The following is an 18659-nucleotide window of genomic DNA, read 5'->3' on the forward strand; positions in this document are numbered from 1 at the left end:
GCGTCATCAGCACCCTATTCTGTTTTGTCGTTATCGACATCTGCACTGACTATTGCACGGTGCGTGCCAACTTTTTAAGCTACTGAATTATTAGCATTTACTTAATTTGGCCTTTACTATCAGTGTCATAATGACACCCATCAAACATTGTCAAATTAATAACACAGTGTCACAATGACACTGTTTACCGCTGTTTTTCAGGCTATCAAAAAGGCGTTGCTATGACGAAAAACCGACAAGCGCTGATGCAATTAGCGCTCGACCTGACGCAAGGTATTTCTGCTCAAGATCGGTTTGAGCGACTGCTGACGGTGATTAAATCGCTCTTTCATTGTGACGCCTCTGCGTTACTCGCCTTTCGCGAACAACATTTTTCGCCCTTGGCCATGAATGGGATGTTTGATGATGTGATGGGTCGCCAGTTTGATCTCGACCAACACCCCCGTTTAGAGGCGATCGCCCGTGCGGGTGACATTGTACGCTTTCCCCATGACAGCGATCTGCCCGACCCGTATGACGGGTTAATTCCCAGCCATGATGGGCAATTGCATGTGCATGCGTGTATCGGCCTACCGCTGATCGCCAATGACCGTTTAATTGGTGCGGTCACCATTGATGGATTTGACCCTCACCAGTTTGATCAATTTTCCGATCAAGAACTACGGGTGATCAGCGCACTGGCAGCCGCCAGTTTGCACACCGCCCTGTTAATGGAAAAGCTGGAACAACAAGCCGGGGAAATAACCAGTACGCCTGCCACTGTGCGCCCAGCCAGCGGCAACATCAGCATGATTGGCCAATCAACAGCCATGGATCAGCTGAAAGCACAGATCACCGCCGTGGCGAATACCGACCTCACGGTGCTCATTACCGGTGAAACCGGTGTCGGGAAAGAATTGGTCGCCGCTTCTATTCACGCACAATCATTGCGTCAGCAGCAGCCTTTGGTTTACCTGAACTGTGCAGCCTTGCCTGAGTCCGTTGCAGAAAGTGAACTGTTCGGCCATGTAAAAGGCGCATTCACGGGCGCGATCAGTGATCGCAAAGGGAAATTTGAAATGGCCGATGGCGGCACGCTGTTTTTGGACGAAATTGGCGAGCTTCCCCTCGCCTTACAAGCCAAACTGCTTCGGGTACTGCAATACGGCGATCTACAGCGCGTGGGAGCAGACAAGCACCTAAAAGTGAACACACGGATCATCGCCGCGACCAACCGTCTCTTGCACGAAGAGGTGACTGCCGGCCGATTCCGTGCCGATTTGTATCACCGCTTGAGTGTTTTTCCCATTTCAGCCCCCCCCCTGCGTGAACGAGGCAATGATGTGATTCTTCTGGCGGGCTATTTCATTGAGCGCTGTAAAGCCAAGCTAGGCGTCAATGCCATGCGATTAAGTCCCGATGCCACCCACCTGCTGCAAAGCTATACGTGGCCAGGGAATGTCCGTGAGTTAGAACATGCCATTAATCGTGCTGCGGTTGTTGCCCGCGCCGCCAGCACCGATCCGCACTTTGTGGCCTTAACGTCAGCCCATTTCAACTTGACGTTACAGGATCACGTTTTAACGCCATCATCAACCGCCCCCCTGACACAGGCTGAGACATTGGCAATGCCAACAACATCATTCGGCAATGGGCTAAAATCCGCCACCGATGCGTTTCAGCGTCAGTTGATCGAACATACCTATCAACAGCATCACAACTGGGCTGCAACCGCACGTGAGCTACAGGTCGATACAGGCAACTTACACCGCTTAGCCAAACGATTAGGCCTGAAACCGTAATTAGCAACATTATGCCCACAAAAAAGCCCATGCTAAGCATGGGCTTTTAGGATTTATCCGTGATTATAATGTCACTCCCTCGCAGCATAGCCATTATTATAATGACGTACATCAGGCACAATATTGTGTTTATTCAGCAAGCGATACATGGTGGCGCGTGATACACCCAGATCTTTCGCCGCAGAAGCCACTTGTCCACGGTGTGTTTCCAATACCGCGACCAACACATCCTTTTCCGCTTCGTCTTTTATGTTTCGCAGACTCTGCTTTAGGTTCGCCTTACTTGGCAGATCAAAATGTTCCGCCTTCACTTCATTCCCTTCCGCCAGCAGCGCGGCACGCTTCACTTGGTTGATCAACTCCCGAACATTGCCCGGCCAGCTATAGCGTAACAACAACTGCTTAGAATCTTCAGAGAACGTCGACGCCATGGTGCTATATTCACGTGCAAACTTGGTCAAAAAGGTTTCAGCGAGTAAAAAGATATCAGACCCACGCTCACGCAATGTTGGCACTTTAATGTGGAACACATTCAGTCGGTAATACAGCTCTTTACTGAACTCCCCATTCGCCACCGCCACATCAAGATCCGCACTGGATGTCGCGACAATGCGTACATCTGACGCCGTTTCTTCATCCAACGTTTCACTGCTGGGTGCTTGCAGATAAGCCAAGAGGTTATCTTGCATTTCCTTTGACAGCTCCTCGACATTATCGAGCATCAAGGTACCATCAAACGGTGCACCGTCTTCATTGCGATAGGTACCGTCCAATAACGCCAACTTTTCATCATCACGCGTCAACGAAGAGCAATTCACCAGGATAAACGGCGTATTCTTACGTTTTGACAAATTATGAATAGATTTCGCAATCAGTTCTTTGCCTGTCCCGTTTTCACCAGTGAGGAAGACATTCACTTCCGTCATCGCCACGCGGCGTACCATGTCACGTAACTGCTTAATCGATTTCGATTCACCAAATAAGCCCATGTCATGTTGAGACGTAATTTCAACCCACGAGCTAGATTCGATGTCCAGCATCCCCAGCTGATGACCTATGGTATCTAACAAATGGCTACCAGGAATTGGCACGGTAAAGAAATCGACACAAAAATTATTAATGAATTGACGAATCGCATCCGTTTTCATCTGTTCCTTTTTAATGATCGCAATCCACTTCACTTGTTTGGTTTTATTTGCCCTCAAAGATATGCTATTTAAGCTAAAATCATTATTGCTTAAATCAACAACGCAGATACAGGGACTGTATTCTTCCAAGATTGAATCAGCCGTTCTTAGGTCATAACAGCAATGTGTTTTCCAACCTGATTGTTCAAGAAGCGCAATCCAAGGTTCGTAATTACATCCAATTGCAACTAAACGACCGTCTATTGATTTATTTTGACTTACTGCCACCATCGAAGTCACCTTCTATCAACTTATATTTATTATCGATGTATTAAAAATATAGGCAATAATCAGATAACTTGCAGCGTGTTAAATGTAAGAAATGTCACATGAGAATTAAACAATCACAACTATTAATAACAAATAAGATAACTATCAATAAGTTACACATGCAAAAATAAACAATTTTTAATGGAACTTTTTCTTATCACCATCGAGATAACACATACAAAAAAGGCATTGCGATTAGCAATGCCCATGAAAATAACAAAAAAGTGATATTGATATCAAAAAAGTATTACATCACTCAGTAACCATTAAAGAGAATAGCGCTCTCCAACTGATTTTTAAATAACGTCTGTCGATTATAGCCATCAATATCTGCTTCAATATCCAGCACCGTTTGTGTATTGATCACGGTACCGTCATAAGCGTTCTGCACCACCACACCGGCGACATCGGATCCCGGTTTACCGCCATAGATATTATTGTCACCGACTTTTATTACTTGAAGAGGATCGGCATAATCGTAGGTTTGTTTACCGTCTTGGCTCGTGAGTATTCCGTTATTGATCGTGAAGTCTGCAATATGGGTGGAGAGTACCGTCTCCCCATTGATTGCCGTGTTAATGGAGAGTCCGATATTAATAATGTTATTGTTGACAGAGACAAATCCCCCCCGCAAGGAGGACATTTCACCATCACTTAACGATGCAATGGCGACGTCATCTACCGACAAAAAACCAAGAGATGCATTCGCAATCAGTGCCGTGCTGCCTATTGCTGTCGCAACAAGCAATCTCGTTGACTTTCTCATACTAGCCTCTAATAATCATTTGCACCAGGTAACGTAATACTGAAGGTAGACAGGGAGTCTCTCGCAACGGCTTCTGCTACTGGTGAGGGGGAGTAAATATTATAATTATCAGCTGTAATAAAGCTTTCCCGACCAATCCTTGCTCTGTTTTTCACTAACAACACGGAACCTTTGTAGTAATGTTTAAAATCGTCGATGGCCATTAACATCGTACCGCGAGAAGGGTCGCCTAATATCACGTTATCAGTATTCATACCTTTAATCACCACAAAGTGCATATACCCATCAAAGTTAACAATGGTGATCGCAGGGATCCGTAACTGACGGAATTTTTCTAATGGAATATTATAGCCATTCGCATCCAACCCAAGAGAAATAAGGTACTTTTTCATATCCAACATGGAAAAGCCTTCTTGCTCTATTTTTTCTTGATTGCCATTTTTAAACATATACTCAAAAATTACATTTTCTTTCGCTTCAATCCCATAGTGAAATTTCAGCAATGATGCAACGGCAGCGGACCCACAGCTAAAATCATACTGCTGCCGGAATACATCACCAAATAATTGTTCTTGATAGCTTTGCACAGGCACATTGTAGCCGCCTCTATTAGGAAAATAATCCAACGCAAATGCGCTTGATGTGGTTAATAAGCTGAGAAGCAATACAGTTGATTTGTTCATACGCGTTACCGCCTACCCAACGTGATGACCTGTTTATTCACTATAAGCAAAACCGTTCAATCACAAATATTAGAAATGATACCTCAACGAAGAAAGGGCCTTGCGGCCCTTTATTTTATTAATATGAGCCACCCGGTAAGGTACCTCCACCTGAGCCAACAAGCGCTGCATTGGTACTTGTTGTTTGTTGAACCATTGAGTTGTTACCCACGTTCTGACCGGCAATGTTGATACCTGATGCGCTCTGGTACGCGCCGCCCATCATGTTAGAGTGATCCACCATCACTTCAGATGCAGCACCCTTACAGCATGCCCCGCCGTAGGTCACTTCGGTTGCCATTACGCCACCGTAAAGCTTTGACTTAGCAAGATAGTGATTGAGTTCTTTCTCAATGTGTTTATCAATTGAAGCATCCCACTCTGAATTATCTTCGTCTTTCAAGTAGTAGGTATTGCCCACATTTTTCATACTCAGATAATCATCATCAGAGTACTCACTTTTGTTGTAATGCACTTTTTTGCTGTAATCTAAATCAACATCAATTTTTGCTGATTTATTTTTGCTGCCTTCGATGGTGACATCACCATCGTGCTTGTCATAATATCCGCCGCCATATTTGCTATCATCGTACTTGTTATCATAGCCGCCATCAGCCATTGCGAATGGCGTGGCAATTAATGCTGCTAAAAGCATAACGTTAGTTTTACGCATGATACTACTCCAAAATATGTTATCTATTTTTATAATGCACATCCGTGTGATATGGTTAACCTATTGTTATAACCATAAATAAAGAAGCACATTTGTTACCCCTGCGAAACCAATGCAATTTATCTTATTATTTGATTGGTTGCTGACACATACTGTGCCAGCGTAGATAGACTAACAATTACTTCAATGTCAGGTTTACCACGGTTGCATTTTGAATTAACACATTATTACCGGTGTTTTGGACGATATTAAACACACCTGATGAATTGCTTAACGACCCAGCGTCAATGACATTATCACCCGTTGTATTGTTATACGCCCCATTACCTGCAACATCGCCATACATATCTGAACTGGCTGAAATATTATCCAGTTTTAACTCGTATTCACCACCACGGGATACGGTCATCACTTCATCTGTCAACAATTCAGAATTTGCTAGAATATCCAACTCATCAGCCGCTGTCGCACTCATTGAAATAAAGGCCGCCGCTATCAGTGTTAAATATTTCATGACATCCTCCTGAGGGCTGCGTACAGCCCTCAGTTATGTATTAATTACCGGCTAACATGGCATTGGTGCTAGCACTCTGCTGTACCAACGAGTTATTACCCGCATTCTGACCTGCAATGTTGATACCTGACGCACCAGAGAAGGCACCTGACATGTCGTTACTGTGCGTTACCGTTAAGCTTGATGGCGCTTGTGGCGCACCGTAACCTTTACCGTAGTAGCCACCTTTGTCTTCACAACATGCGCCACCGTAAGAAACGCTGCTGTACGCAACAGAACCATCAAGTTTTGATTCTGCGGTGTTCCAGGTTTCTTCAATTTTGATGGTCCAATCTTGGCTGTAATCATGGGTACTATTATTAATGTACTCATGCTTGTCAGTATTGTTCACATCATACATTTTCAACGTGTCATCGTCTGACTTATACGTTTTTTCAATGTTGTACTCTTTATGCACACTCTTACTTAACGTGGCATCAAGATCTTTGTTGAATGAATCGGTAATGGTTTTGTCATTGCCGTCATCATAATAAGGGTTGTACGGGTCATAATATGAATTTGCAAGTGCTAGAGGAGAACTTACTACTGCTACTAATAGTGCGATATGTGTTTTACGCATGGTATTACTCCAAATATATTGAGTAGTTATTTTCTTATAATCACCCGCATGTGTTTGCGAGATAACTTAACTATAGTGTTGGCAAGTTTAGTGTCTGTATTATTTTTAATAATTTTTGATCCATTTAAATCTGAACTTTTTATTATTTATTTCCATTACTTATATTGCCTAAAATATGAAAATTCGTCTCACCATTTCAATTTTTAGAATACTGCCTTATTCATTGGAAACCCGAGTAGTCCAACGTAATAAATAGATAACCAAAACTTCTCAAGTGTAAGACTGTATCTGAGAATCTCAATTACACTCTTATTCTCACCTCAACTATGATTTTCTTATCTGAGTTATCTGTTATTTATCCAGCAACCATGTAAAAAAGTGCTAATCCTACCCCTCTTGTTATGCATTAAAGAGTCGGTAAATCAATAGAGTAAGTGAGGCTATCGTGAGCACGTTCAATAATAAAAGCTTTATCGCGCTTCTTGCTTTGATGTCAGGGAGCGTCGCGGCAGACACGACCGATGCGACGCAAGGGCAACAAAAACCTAAACGTGTACAAACCTTTGGGGATTTACTGGATCCTGATTTGCCCGGCGTTCTTACGCCCAAAGGCTCTTTTGTGATCGATGGTAGTTTTTCGTATACCCAAAACTCGTCAAACAGTGTCTCTATCGTCGGTTACACCGTCCTACCGTCGCTGATTGTCGGGTTAATCCGCGCCAGTGATATTGACAGAACGACTCTCACCTTTGGGTTAACGGGCCGTTACGGTATCACTAACCGCTTAGAAGTGGAGGCTCGCGTGCCTTGGGTTTATCGCTCAGATTCTATTTTTGAACGAGAGCTACAACAAGGGGTGCCGAGTGATACTTTACGTACCGTAGAAGGCAGTGACATCGGTGATATCGAAGCCGCCTTTAAATACCAGATCAACATGGAAAATCCCCCTTACTGGATTGCAGGTTTGCGCTTTAAAACCACAACGGGTACCTCACCCTATGATGTGCCTATCAACGATCTCAGTGACTTTGAAGAACTGCCTACCGGCTCAGGATTCCCCAGTATTGAACCCGGACTTACCATGATCCTGCCAATGGATCCTGCGGTTATCTATGCCAACCTGAGCTATATCTGGAATATCAAGGACGATGTTGAAGTGGACGTTACCGTCGATAATGAGGATGGCACCACCAGCAGTTTGCAGGCCAATACCATTGATCTGGGGGATACCATTTCCTTCAGTGCAGGGATGGGTTTCGCGGTGAATCCTAAATTTTCGTTCAGCCTAGGCTTGAGTCATAAAACCATTTTGAAATCGAAGATCAACGGTGAAACGCAATCTGACGCAAAATTGCTGCAGCTTGACTCCATTTCCCTCGGCGCAAACTATGCGATAAACCCAGAAACGACCTTGAATGTTGGGGTGAATGCCGGCCTAACCGCGGATGCGCCCGATTTCCAGCTCTCCGTTCGTATTCCTTATACCTTGCGTTAATACACCCCATTCACTTTCCCACTGCTTTTTTGTTTGCCCTACAGCTTGTCTGTAGGGCAAACGACGGCTAACACAATGACTAAAGTCTAATTTTCCTCTATGCTATGACGCTATTACTATGTGTTACAGGAAAAGACAAATGTCTACGCCATTAGATCCAAGCCAAATTGAAACAATCCAAGCGTATGATGCTGAAAAGCGTTACCAATATTTGGTGAAAGAAGTGGTTGCTAACCGCGAAATTTGGATTCTGACCGATGAGCACGGTTGTGTGATGCTCAACACGGACGATGAAGATTGCGTTCCGGTTTGGCCAAACAAAGAATTCGCTGAATCTTGGGCGACAGGTGACTGGGATAACTGTAAAGCAGAAGCTATTTCTTTAAACAAATGGCACAGCCGCTGGACACATGGCCTTGAAGATGACGAATTGGCCGTGGTAATTTTCCCGAACCTAGACGAAGACGGCTTGGTTGTTTTCCCTGATGAGTTAGAATTTGAACTCAAGCAGCAGACTAAAAAACAAGGTCAACGCTAATTAATACAGGCTCGTGAGTGCATTCCACACGCTCACGAGCTTGATTCATCACAACACAACAGAAGAAGACCGACAAAAGGAGAGTATCGCGATGGAAACGCTACTTCATCACATCAAACACCAGCCAGAAACCCTCAGCTTCAACACCGTGATTGACACCATTAATCAGCATTACGATTTTTCCCCGACAGCCTTTACCAATGGCTTAGGCAAAGAAACCTTGCACAATGCGCGAGGAAAAAATGAAGGATCGTGCCGTATTTTTGCATTTGCTCAGCGCCATGCATTATCAGAAGCAGAAGTGCTGGCTTGTTTCGGTGAGCATTATCGCCTTGATGTACTGCAACATCCTGAAGGGGATGATCATCAAAATATCCGTAATTTCATGAAGTATGGCTGGCAAGGGATTCAATTTGAGACCAACGCATTAACGGAAAAATGCGTGAACGTCTAATCACAAACCACGGCTTGTGTTGTCTCTCTGCAGTGATGGTACCGTAGACCGGTACCCTAAGAGAGTGCGAGCGCGTGGCTTGCAATAACGCATGAAATCACAGCGGTGAATTATTTCAATGGCTTCTGGCAATGTGAGCAGTTTGCCGGTGGCTTCATGAAGAACGGTGAACGCGAAGGGCTGCCACACGCATCGCAAAACTTGGTTGAACGCACGGTCATCATTGTCACGGGTACCAATAGCGCCAACAAGGCCAACATGGTGTATAGCGGCGGTTGAATATAGATAATCACAGCACCGACGACAACATTACTGCCAATGGTATATATCGGCCACAATTTACGTTTCCGCGCCACATCCTTCCCGCGCTGGAACAGCATGTAACTGCCTACGGCCATCCCTACCCACACGATGGCAAAAATAATGATCAAATCCTGTTGCATGACAAATCTCTCGGTTAACAAACGGCGGTATTCTAGCACTCTTTTGAGCGCCAGTTCGTCACTGTCATGGAATGTTACACATAGAAAAAGTGACGCATAACTTAAGTGAGAACCGGATCACAACCTTTTAATGATTAAGGATATTTCGACCTTGGTCGCATTGAAAACCCACAATCAGACCCGATATCTTCAGTAGCACCACATCAGTTTCGGTGGTGAGATCAAGGAGATTCAATGAGCGCGAAGTCTTTGTTCAGAACTTGCTTTGTCCTATTGTGTATTTTAGGTCGAGGCCCTGTTGCCAACGCAACGGTTCCCCAGTTCACAGATGCGGATATCGAACATCCCGCATCACCCACACAAGATACCAAGGACAGTTTCCAACACTCACTCAGCGGCCTTTACGCCATTCCAAGCTTTCGAGCTGCCACCATCAATCAGCCATTCACTGACTTTGACCGCCTTTATCAGCAGGCTGAACCCGCACAGCATGAATTGCAGCAATTGCTAACTCAAATCAGTCTTCACACGTCAACCCAACCCGTGTTACCCGGCGTGAAGGCGAAGCAACGTGCCCAGTATAAAATTGCCACTGAACTGAATGGCCACCCGGAACATTTAACCGATTTAGCCCGTGGCAGTTTAGTGGCAAACGACATTGCCTCTTTGGTGGATGCCTACACCCTGCTTAGCCGTGAAACCACCGTGTTGGAAACAAAAAACCGCTTTAAAAATCCTGCATCTTCCGGCTACCGCGATTTAAAAATGCTGGTGCAACTGCCACACAGTGGCATCATCGCAGAAATTCAGCTTCATCTTGATGCCATCGCTGATATTAAAAGTGGCCCAGAGCATGATATCTACGAATCCATTCAGCAAATTGAACGTAACGCCCAAGCCGAACAGCGTGCTATGAATGACATTGAATTGGCGACCGTCGCACAACTGCGCCATCAATCGCAAGAAATGTACCAGCAAGCCTGGCATCAATACTTGCATCCGTCACACACAGTTCAGGCGTCTCAACCCTTGCCGCTTGCCAGCTGATCACAACACGGCAAAAGAAAAACAGAAAGATAGAAAGATAGAAAGAAAAGCACATACATTCCCCCCCCAAAGGAGCCTGAGACTGGCTCCTTTTTTATCTCACCACCATATCCTTTGCGCCCACACGATGGGCTTTCATCACAGAATCTGAAATCGAATCGAATCATCCGCCATATAGGCGAAATGGTGTGAGCAAAGTTCATCTCTCGTTCAGCTAACTCTGATACTCTTCGTCCTGTATCGCGATACAACACTCAATATACGTCTTTTTTCTCATCGGCATTACCCGTTGATACCCCCGTTTACGTATAGCCAGAGACCCCTGGCACAAGGAGTTGTTGAATGGACGTGAAGTCGTTACTTCGCACATGTTTTATCCTTTTGTTTGTTTTGGGCCGAAGTTCAGCCGTTGCCGCACCGGTAATGACTGATCACAACAAACAAGAATATGAGTACCCAGCTCGCTTATCGGAAGGCAGCAAAAAATCCTTCCAGCAAAGCTTGAGCGGCCTATACAGCATTCAAGATTGGCGTGCGCCACGTATTGCCCAACCGTACTCGCAGTTTGATGCACTGTACGCACAAGCACCGAACGCACAAAATGAACTGAGCAATCTGATGCAAGAAATTGGCATGCTGACACACACGGAAGTCATCTTGCCGGGCGTCAAATCTAAGCAACGTGCACAGACGAAGATCGATACAGAACTGGCAGGTGATGTCACGAAAATTACTGACCTTGCACGCGCGTCATTAGTCGCAAAAGACATCCCGAGTCTTGTACAAGCATTTGAGTTGATGGGAAAAGAAGCCACCTTGGTTGCGGTAAAGAACCGTTTCAAAAACCCAACAGCATCTGGCTACCGTGACTTGAAGGTTTTGGTGCGTTTGCCTGAATCACAGTTGATTGCCGAAGTGCAATTACACTTGGCCGCCGTTTCTGATGTCAAAAACGGTGAAGAACACAAGATTTACGAACAAATCCAACGCATTGAGCGAGTAGCACTCTCTCAACAGCGTGATGTCTGCGAGTTTGAAAACGCGCAAATTAACCAATTGCGTGCGACCTCGAAAGCCTTGTACCACACGGCATGGCAGCAGTATCTTCACCCTACGGCGATGGCGGTGTAATCCCCCATCCTTACCGTACCAAGGTGCACGTCACTACCTTCGTAACAAACATTCATAATAAGCCTTCCTAGTGTGGCATCACTTTTTCGGTGGTGTCGCGCTTCGTCTTATCTTCACGTATTTTCCCTGAAAGATCATATCGTCAGCTGACCTCAACTAGACTTGGAGTGATTATTCACCATGACGGCAGCGCATTGGCACTGCTCGTTATACCGATCACAGCGAGGGGTTACGCATGGAAACACCAAGTCAAACACCGGCATCCTCTACCGGGCATGCTTTTTTATCGAAAGGCTGGAAATGGTTTGTCATTGTCGGCCTGCTTATCGCGCTCGCCGGTATTGGCGCGATCAGTTTGCCCATTGCCGCAGGCATTACTATCACAACCATTATTGGCGCGATCTTTTTGTTTAGTGGCTTAGTACAGGCCTATCACACCTTCAGTATTCACGTATGGAAAGTCAAACTCTGGTATGTACTCAGTGCCGTACTCTATATTGTCGGTGGGCTATTCATCCTGTTCAAACCACTGGCTGGTTTGGTGACCATCACGATGCTGATGGTGATCATCATGATTTTTAACGGTGTCACGCGCATGATCTTTGGCATGAGCAACCGTTCCTTACCCGGTAGCACATGGATCATTTTGAGCGGTTTGCTGTCCGTCATCATTGGGGGGTATTTCTTTTCTTATCTCGACGATCCAACATTTTCTTTATCGTTACTGGGGATCTTTGTTGGCGTGTCATTGTTAATAGAAGGGATCAGCTTTGTCTTCCTTGGCCTACAAATGAAAAAACTCGCGGAGTCATAAAGCACTTATTTATCCTTTTTCATCCTTTTCTCCATGCGGTCGTACACGTAGTAACTGACTGAAAAGCGACCGCATACTTCCCCCTCCCATCACCTCCCTTGCCACTTAACGCAAAGTTAAGACATAAGCCCATAAAAATATTCAATAAGCTTTCATAATCCGCAGGCTTTTGCTGAGCGTGCGCTTGTCATTGATGAATGGGGTGGACATACGCTGTGATTATGATGAATTTGTGCACATTAAAACGCTTGTCTCTCACGGCCGTATGGCTCAGTGCCAGCCTGCTGCAAGGATGTGACAAGCAAGAAGCCCCCGCCGCACAGGGGCCACAATATGATATTGGTTATGTCACCATTCAGACCCAACCGGTGGAACTGAAAGATGAAATGCCCGGCCGGACACTGGCCTCTTTTGAGGCAGAGGTACGCCCACAGGTAGGCGGGATCATCCTGCGCCAGCTGTTCGATGAAGGCACGATGGTAAAAAAAGGCCAGCCTCTTTATCAGATTGACCCCGCTCCTTTCCAGTTACAGCTCGACCAAGCACAATCGGAGCTGAGAAAAACGTTAGCGAATCAGTCTACCGCGCGCAATCGCGCAGAACGCTACCGCCGCTTGGTGAGAGAGCGGGCAGTCTCTCGGCAGGATTTCGATGATGCCGTAGCGACCTATCAGGAAGCGCAATCCAACGTTGCCAGTGCCGTTGCCGCTGTGGAAAATGCCAAAATCAACCTTAACTATACCCGCGTTTATTCACCGATTGCCGGACGTGCCGGACGCTCCACCGTCACCGCAGGGGCGCTGGTGACGGCTAACCAAGGCTCGCCTTTAGTGACCGTGCAAACCTATGATCCGATGTACGTGGATCTCACGGCATCGAGCACCGAACTGCTGCAGTTTCGCCGTGAACTCGCCCAAGGGCAATTTACCCGCACCCACAATGAATCCAAAAACATCACGCTCTTTTTAGAAGACACCACCACCTATGGGCACCGTGGGGCGATCCTGTTTTCTGATATCAATATCAATGAAGCCACAGGATCTTTTGTGTTGCGGGTGAGTTTCCCTAACCCAGACCAGATTTTGCTGCCAGGCATGTTTGTGCGCGCATCACTGCCACGCGGGGTGATCAATAAAGCCATACTGATCCCAGCGAAAGCGTTGTCTCGCACCCCCAAAGGCGATGCACAAGTCTTTGTCATCAATAACGAAAATACCGTCGAAATAAAAACAGTCGAAGCTAGCCGACTCGTCAACAACCAATGGCTCATCACCAAGGGGCTGGATGTCGGACAAAAAGTGGTGGTTGATGGATTGCAGTTCGTGCGTTCCGGCAGCCCTGTCGCGAAATCCCATGAGATCAGCGCACCGGCGGCTTCTCCCTCAGGGACTCAGCACACCCCGCCACACTCTCCTCAAAACAGTCAGCAATAGGAACGCGTTATGGCTCATTTTTTCATTGCTCGTCCTGTTTTTGCTTGGGTACTCGCGATATTAGTGATGCTCGCGGGGGTGATAGCCATCATCATGCTGCCCATTGCGCAGTATCCCACGATTGCCCCACCCGCTATTCAAATTTCAGCGACTTACCCGGGGGCATCGGCCAAAACAGCGGAAGACTCCGTAACGCAGGTGATTGAACAACAAATGAACGGGTTGGACAACTTACTCTATATGTCCTCAACCTCAGACTCGTTCGGGAACACCACCACGACCCTGACCTTTGCCGCAGGGACGGATCCCGATATTGCGCAAGTACAGGTACAAAACAAATTGTCAGCGGCCACCCCGTTGCTGCCCATTGATGTGCAAAACCAAGGGGTGCGGGTCGAAAAAGCCAGTAACTCCATTTTAATGGTGATCGGTTTTGTGTCTGACGATCCTTCACTCGATAACAATGACATTTCGGATTACATCGCCAGTAATGTGCTTGACCCACTAAGCCGAGTGGATGGTGTCGGTCAAACACAGCTTTTCGGCGCCGAATATGCCATGCGCATTTGGCTCAACCCCTTCCAATTAGAAAGCTTTGATTTAATGCCGTCAGATGTGGTGGCGGCCATTCAAGAACAGAACGCCCAAGTTTCTGCCGGGCAACTCGGTGCCGCACCGACAATGCCACAGCAACAACTCAACGCCACAATCACAGCCCAGTCCCGCTTACAAACTGTCGAGCAATTTGAAAAGATCCTGCTAAAAGTGAACCCCGACGGGTCGCAAGTGCTGATTGAAGATGTGGCCGAGGTGCAATTAGGCGCGGCGTCATACCAAACCGTGTCTGCATTTAATAAACAGCCTGCCTCAGGGATATCCATTGCCTTAGCCACCGGGAAAAACGCCCTAGAAACGGCCGATGCGGTACGTGAAAAACTGGACGAACTGAAACCCTTCTTTCCCGAAGGGATCAGCGTCGTTTACCCCTATGACACCACGCCCTTCATCAAAATCTCTATCGAGGAGGTGGTCAAAACCTTACTCGAAGCCGTCTTTTTGGTGTTCTTGGTCATGTTGCTGTTTCTGCAAAGCTTGCGTGCAACCTTGATCCCCACTATCGCCGTGCCTGTTGTGGTGCTCGGCACGTTTGCAGTCTTGCTGGTACTGGGGTATTCCATCAATACCTTAACCATGTTCGCCTTGGTATTGGCCATCGGTCTATTGGTGGATGACGCCATTGTAGTCGTAGAGAATGTCGAACGGATCATGGAAGAGGAAGGGCTTGACCCACGCGCCGCAACAGAAAAATCCATGCATGAAATCACCAGCGCCCTGATCGGGATCGGGATGGTATTGTGTGCGGTCTTTGTACCGATGGCGTTCTTTGCCGGGTCAACCGGGGCCATTTATCGTCAGTTTTCCATCACCATTGTCACAGCCGTAGCTCTGTCGGTGATGGTCGCGATCATCTTAACCCCCACTTTGTGTATCAGCTTACTGAAGACCACCGACGGCCATAAAACAACGGGGTTTGCGGGCTGGTTTAACCGCCATTTTGACAATGCCACCACAAAGTACACCAAAGCGGTGACATTCATTACCCATCGCAGTGTGCGTTTTTTGCTGCTTTACCTTGGAATTGGGGTGGTGATGGCCTTGATCTTTTTACGTCTCCCAAGTGGTTTTTTACCGGATGAAGATCAGGGGGTGATGATGAGTATGGTGCAACTGCCCAGTGGCTCAACCCAAGGCCAAACGCTGGAAATCCTCGATCAAGTCGAAGACTATTTCTTAGAAAAAGAAAAGAAAAACGTGAACTCGGTTTTCTCCGTCGCCGGCTTCAGTTTTGCCGGTGCCGGTGCCAATACCGGCATGATGTTCGTTTCACTCAAAGACTGGGATGAACGTACTCAGCCGCAGGATAAGGTCAACGCCATTGTCCGACGGGCCATGGGCGCATTTACCCAAATTCCAGAAGCCTTGATCTTCGCTTTTGCCCCTCCCGCTATCATGGAGTTGGGTAATGCCACCGGTTTTGACATGTTCTTACAAGACCGATCGAGTATGGGCCACGAAGCCATGACCCAAGCTCGCAATCAATTGCTTGGCATGGCCGCACAAAGCAAACTTTTGACTGCTGTGCGCCCCAACGGTTTAGACGATACACCGCAATACCACATCAAGATTGATCAACTCAAGGCGCGCGCATTGGGGGTGTCTATCAATGACATCAACACCACACTCGGCACTGCGTTTGGTAGTCGCTACGTGAATGACTTTGTCGACCGAGGCAGGGTCAAGCAGGTGTATGTCCAAGCGAATAAGCAGTATCGCATGAACCCGGAAGACATCATGGAATGGAAGGTGCGTAACAGCGAAGGCGATTTAGTCGCGATGCGGGTATTCAGTGAGGGGGAATGGACCTATGGTTCCCCTCGCCTTGAACGCTATAACGGTACGGCAGCAATGGAAATTCTGGGGGAACCCGCGCCCGGCGTCAGTACTGGTGATGCAATGCTAGAAATGGAACGTCTGGTCAGTCAATTGCCCGCCGGTGTGGGGGTTGAATGGACGGGGATGTCGTATCAGGAGCGCATTTCCAGTGGTCAGGCACCGCTACTGTATGCCCTCTCCATTTTGATTGTGTTTCTCTGCCTGGCGGCCTTGTACGAAAGTTGGGCTGTACCGTTTTCGGTGATTTTGATTATCCCGCTAGGCATCCTCGGGGCGGTGAGCGCCACCTTGTTCTTCGGGCTGGATAACGATGTCTATTTCCAAGTGGGGTTGCTAACCACGATTGGGTTGGCATCCAAAAACGCTATCATGATCGTTGAGTTTGCCAAGTCTTACCATGACGCCGGTGAAGATCTTTACCACGCCGCTATACATGCGGCCAAAATTCGCCTACGTCCAATATTGATGACCTCACTGGCCTTTGGGATGGGGGTGGTACCACTGGCCATTTCCAATGGTGCGGGCTCAGGGGCGCAAAACGCGGTGGGGACAGGCGTTGTCGGTGGTGTACTCACCGCAACCTTCCTGGGTATCTTCTTTATTCCCCTGTTCTTTGTGGTGGTCACGCGCGTGTTCCACGGTAACGATCCCGAACCAGCAGACAAGTCTGCCAGCCTCGAACATAAGGAGCCGAGCCATGACTAATCCATCTGGCGTTGCCCTCTCTGTCATGGTGGCGTTGATCGTCTCTGGTTGCGCCAGTTTTATTCCTGACTATCAACGCACGGCCTTACCTGTGGCACCTGAGTGGCCGGTACAGTCCAATGCGGCGGAAGGCGCGAATTACTCCATTTACACGGCGACGAACAGCAACACGTATGCGACCAACCCGCTCGTGCTATCCAGTGACGCGGTACCGAATGCCTCGACCTCCCCGCACACACCGGCCGCGCCCCCGCCATCCCATCAACAAGCGGTGTCGGTTGAACAAGATTGGCGCTTATTCGTACAAAATGACAATATCCGACAAGTCGTAGAATTGGCCCTAAATAATAACCGCGATGTGCGCATCGCCATCTTGAACATTCAGCGTGCTGAAGCGCTGTTTGGTATTCAACGTGCCAGTCGCTTACCAAACATTGACGCCACCGCCGGTGCGGCCAATCAACGTTTACCGGAGAACGTCACCAACGGCAATTCAACCATCAGCCGACAATACAGCGTGGATCTCGGGATCACCAGTTATGAAATCGACTTTTGGGGCCGCGTGGCCAGCCTTGAGCAACAAGCCTTAGAGCAATACATGGCCACTGTTGAAGCCAGAAAAAACACCCAGCTCAGTTTAGTCAGTGGGGTGATTGAAGCTTACCTCACCCTGCTTGCGGATCAGTATTTATTACAGCTAGCAAAAGACACCTTAGTCTTGCAGCAAGATTCACTTAACCTGACCCAGAAAAGCTTAAATAGCGGCGTCGCCACCGGCTTGGATGTGGCACAGGCACAAACCACGGTTGCCACTGCGCTGAAAGATGTCGCCCGCTTCACTAGCCAAGTGAATGTGGACATCAATGCACTTACCACCTTGGTTGGCACCCGTATTCCTGCCAACCTGTTACCACAAAAAACAGAACGTATTCAATTTGCCCCCATTCAGGTGGGCATGCCGTCTACCGTGCTGTTACGCCGTCCGGATATTCAGGCGTTAGAACATCAACTTATTGCGGCCAACGCCAGTATCGGGGCTGCACGTGCCGCCTATTTCCCTGCCATATCGTTAACCGCCACAGGCGGATTGTTGAGCGCGTCAGCCAGTGATCTCTTTTCCAGTGATAGTTTAAGCTGGACCTTTACCCCGACCTTGGTGCTCCCCATTTTCCGTTGGGGCGAGTTGGATGCGCAATTAGACGTTGCCAGAGCCGATCAACAAATTGCGCTCAATCAGTATGAAAAAGCTATTCAAACCGCTTTCAAGGAAGTGGCCGATGCGCTCGCCAATCAAGCAACGTTGAAAGATCAAGTCGCCGCACAGCAAATGCTCGTCAACGCGACTGGAGACAGTTTTCATTTGTCCAATTTGCGATTTGATGAAGGGGTCGATGATTATTTCACGGTATTAGATTCACAACGCTCTTACTACACCGCACAACAAGAATTGATCAATACCAAACTCTCTGAACAGTTGAATTTCCTCACGTTATACAAGGTACTGGGAGGGGGATGGGTGGCATCCGATGTCAGTTCACCGCCATCCAAAGGCTATGTGCCAGAAGAGAAGGACACATCCCCGCCCCAATAACATAAGATCATTGAATACTCAG

General features: G+C 47.4%; 17 protein-coding genes. 10 read left to right on the forward strand and 7 right to left on the reverse strand.

The window, feature by feature from the left end:
- Positions 1-221 precede the first annotated feature (221 nt).
- Positions 222-1781 carry a nitric oxide reductase transcriptional regulator NorR gene (gene norR / locus ACSF8W_RS01260; RefSeq protein WP_500844363.1) on the forward strand — a complete coding sequence of 520 codons (1560 nt, stop codon included), beginning with the start codon at positions 222-224 and terminating at the stop codon, positions 1779-1781.
- A 71-nt stretch (positions 1782-1852) separates the two neighbouring features.
- Here the strand turns inward: norR and ACSF8W_RS01265 are convergent, their stop codons facing one another.
- The 6 genes from ACSF8W_RS01265 to ACSF8W_RS01290 all read right to left on the reverse strand — a co-directional run bounded on the left by ACSF8W_RS01265 (position 1853) and on the right by ACSF8W_RS01290 (position 6532).
- The gene (locus tag ACSF8W_RS01265) at positions 1853-3199 is read right to left on the reverse strand and encodes a sigma-54-dependent transcriptional regulator (protein WP_500844365.1); all 1347 of its coding nucleotides are present in this window, start codon (positions 3197-3199) and stop codon (positions 1853-1855) included.
- Positions 3200-3494: 295 nt separating this feature from the next.
- On the reverse strand, positions 3495-4004 hold the full coding sequence (locus ACSF8W_RS01270; protein WP_500844367.1) for a hypothetical protein: 510 nt from the start codon (positions 4002-4004) through the stop codon (positions 3495-3497).
- A gap of 8 nt (positions 4005-4012) precedes the next feature.
- Positions 4013-4687, reverse strand: a complete 675-nt coding sequence (locus ACSF8W_RS01275; RefSeq protein ID WP_500844368.1) for a C39 family peptidase — start codon at positions 4685-4687, stop codon at positions 4013-4015.
- Between the two features lie 118 nt (positions 4688-4805).
- Positions 4806-5399 carry a hypothetical protein gene (locus tag ACSF8W_RS01280; RefSeq protein ID WP_500844370.1) on the reverse strand — a complete coding sequence of 198 codons (594 nt, stop codon included), beginning with the start codon at positions 5397-5399 and terminating at the stop codon, positions 4806-4808.
- Positions 5400-5577: 178 nt separating this feature from the next.
- A complete protein-coding gene (locus ACSF8W_RS01285; RefSeq protein WP_500844372.1) occupies positions 5578-5913 on the reverse strand; it encodes a carbon storage regulator in 336 nt (111 codons plus the stop codon).
- A 40-nt stretch (positions 5914-5953) separates the two neighbouring features.
- Positions 5954-6532 carry a hypothetical protein gene (locus ACSF8W_RS01290; RefSeq protein WP_500844374.1) on the reverse strand — a complete coding sequence of 193 codons (579 nt, stop codon included), beginning with the start codon at positions 6530-6532 and terminating at the stop codon, positions 5954-5956.
- Positions 6533-6977: 445 nt separating this feature from the next.
- Between ACSF8W_RS01290 and ACSF8W_RS01295 the strand changes: the two genes are divergently transcribed.
- The 3 genes from ACSF8W_RS01295 to ACSF8W_RS01305 all read left to right on the forward strand — a co-directional run bounded on the left by ACSF8W_RS01295 (position 6978) and on the right by ACSF8W_RS01305 (position 9019).
- Positions 6978-8027, forward strand: coding sequence for a transporter (locus ACSF8W_RS01295; RefSeq protein ID WP_500844376.1), 1050 nt, complete (start codon positions 6978-6980; stop codon positions 8025-8027).
- A gap of 139 nt (positions 8028-8166) precedes the next feature.
- Positions 8167-8565, forward strand: a complete 399-nt coding sequence (locus tag ACSF8W_RS01300) for a DUF2750 domain-containing protein (RefSeq protein ID WP_428477768.1) — start codon at positions 8167-8169, stop codon at positions 8563-8565.
- 91 nt (positions 8566-8656) lie between these two features.
- Complete coding sequence (locus ACSF8W_RS01305; protein ID WP_500844377.1) at positions 8657-9019, forward strand: HopJ type III effector protein; 363 nt, start codon at positions 8657-8659, stop codon at positions 9017-9019.
- A 110-nt stretch (positions 9020-9129) separates the two neighbouring features.
- On the opposite strand, the gene ACSF8W_RS01310 is transcribed toward ACSF8W_RS01305, so the two are convergent.
- Positions 9130-9462, reverse strand: coding sequence for a hypothetical protein (locus tag ACSF8W_RS01310; protein WP_500844378.1), 333 nt, complete (start codon positions 9460-9462; stop codon positions 9130-9132).
- 234 nt (positions 9463-9696) lie between these two features.
- Here ACSF8W_RS01310 and ACSF8W_RS01315 point away from each other — a divergent pair, with 234 nt between their 5' ends.
- From ACSF8W_RS01315 to ACSF8W_RS01340, 6 genes are all read left to right on the forward strand, one after another.
- Positions 9697-10509, forward strand: coding sequence for a nucleotidyltransferase family protein (locus ACSF8W_RS01315; RefSeq protein WP_500844379.1), 813 nt, complete (start codon positions 9697-9699; stop codon positions 10507-10509).
- 342 nt (positions 10510-10851) lie between these two features.
- Positions 10852-11640: a nucleotidyltransferase family protein gene (locus ACSF8W_RS01320; protein ID WP_500844380.1), complete on the forward strand. Its 789-nt coding sequence runs from the start codon at positions 10852-10854 to the stop codon at positions 11638-11640.
- Between the two features lie 235 nt (positions 11641-11875).
- Positions 11876-12454 (forward strand): HdeD family acid-resistance protein, encoded by a 579-nt coding sequence (locus tag ACSF8W_RS01325; RefSeq protein WP_500844381.1) that lies wholly within the window; start codon positions 11876-11878, stop codon positions 12452-12454.
- A 221-nt stretch (positions 12455-12675) separates the two neighbouring features.
- Positions 12676-13887, forward strand: coding sequence for an efflux RND transporter periplasmic adaptor subunit (locus tag ACSF8W_RS01330; RefSeq protein ID WP_500844975.1), 1212 nt, complete (start codon positions 12676-12678; stop codon positions 13885-13887).
- A 9-nt stretch (positions 13888-13896) separates the two neighbouring features.
- Complete coding sequence (locus ACSF8W_RS01335) at positions 13897-17046, forward strand: efflux RND transporter permease subunit (protein WP_500844383.1); 3150 nt, start codon at positions 13897-13899, stop codon at positions 17044-17046.
- Complete coding sequence (locus tag ACSF8W_RS01340; protein ID WP_500844385.1) at positions 17039-18637, forward strand: efflux transporter outer membrane subunit; 1599 nt, start codon at positions 17039-17041, stop codon at positions 18635-18637. Before ACSF8W_RS01335 ends, ACSF8W_RS01340 begins: the two co-directional genes overlap by 8 nt.
- The last annotated feature ends 22 nt before the right edge of the window (positions 18638-18659 follow it).

This window comes from Photobacterium sp. 270122K (assembly GCF_059941365.1).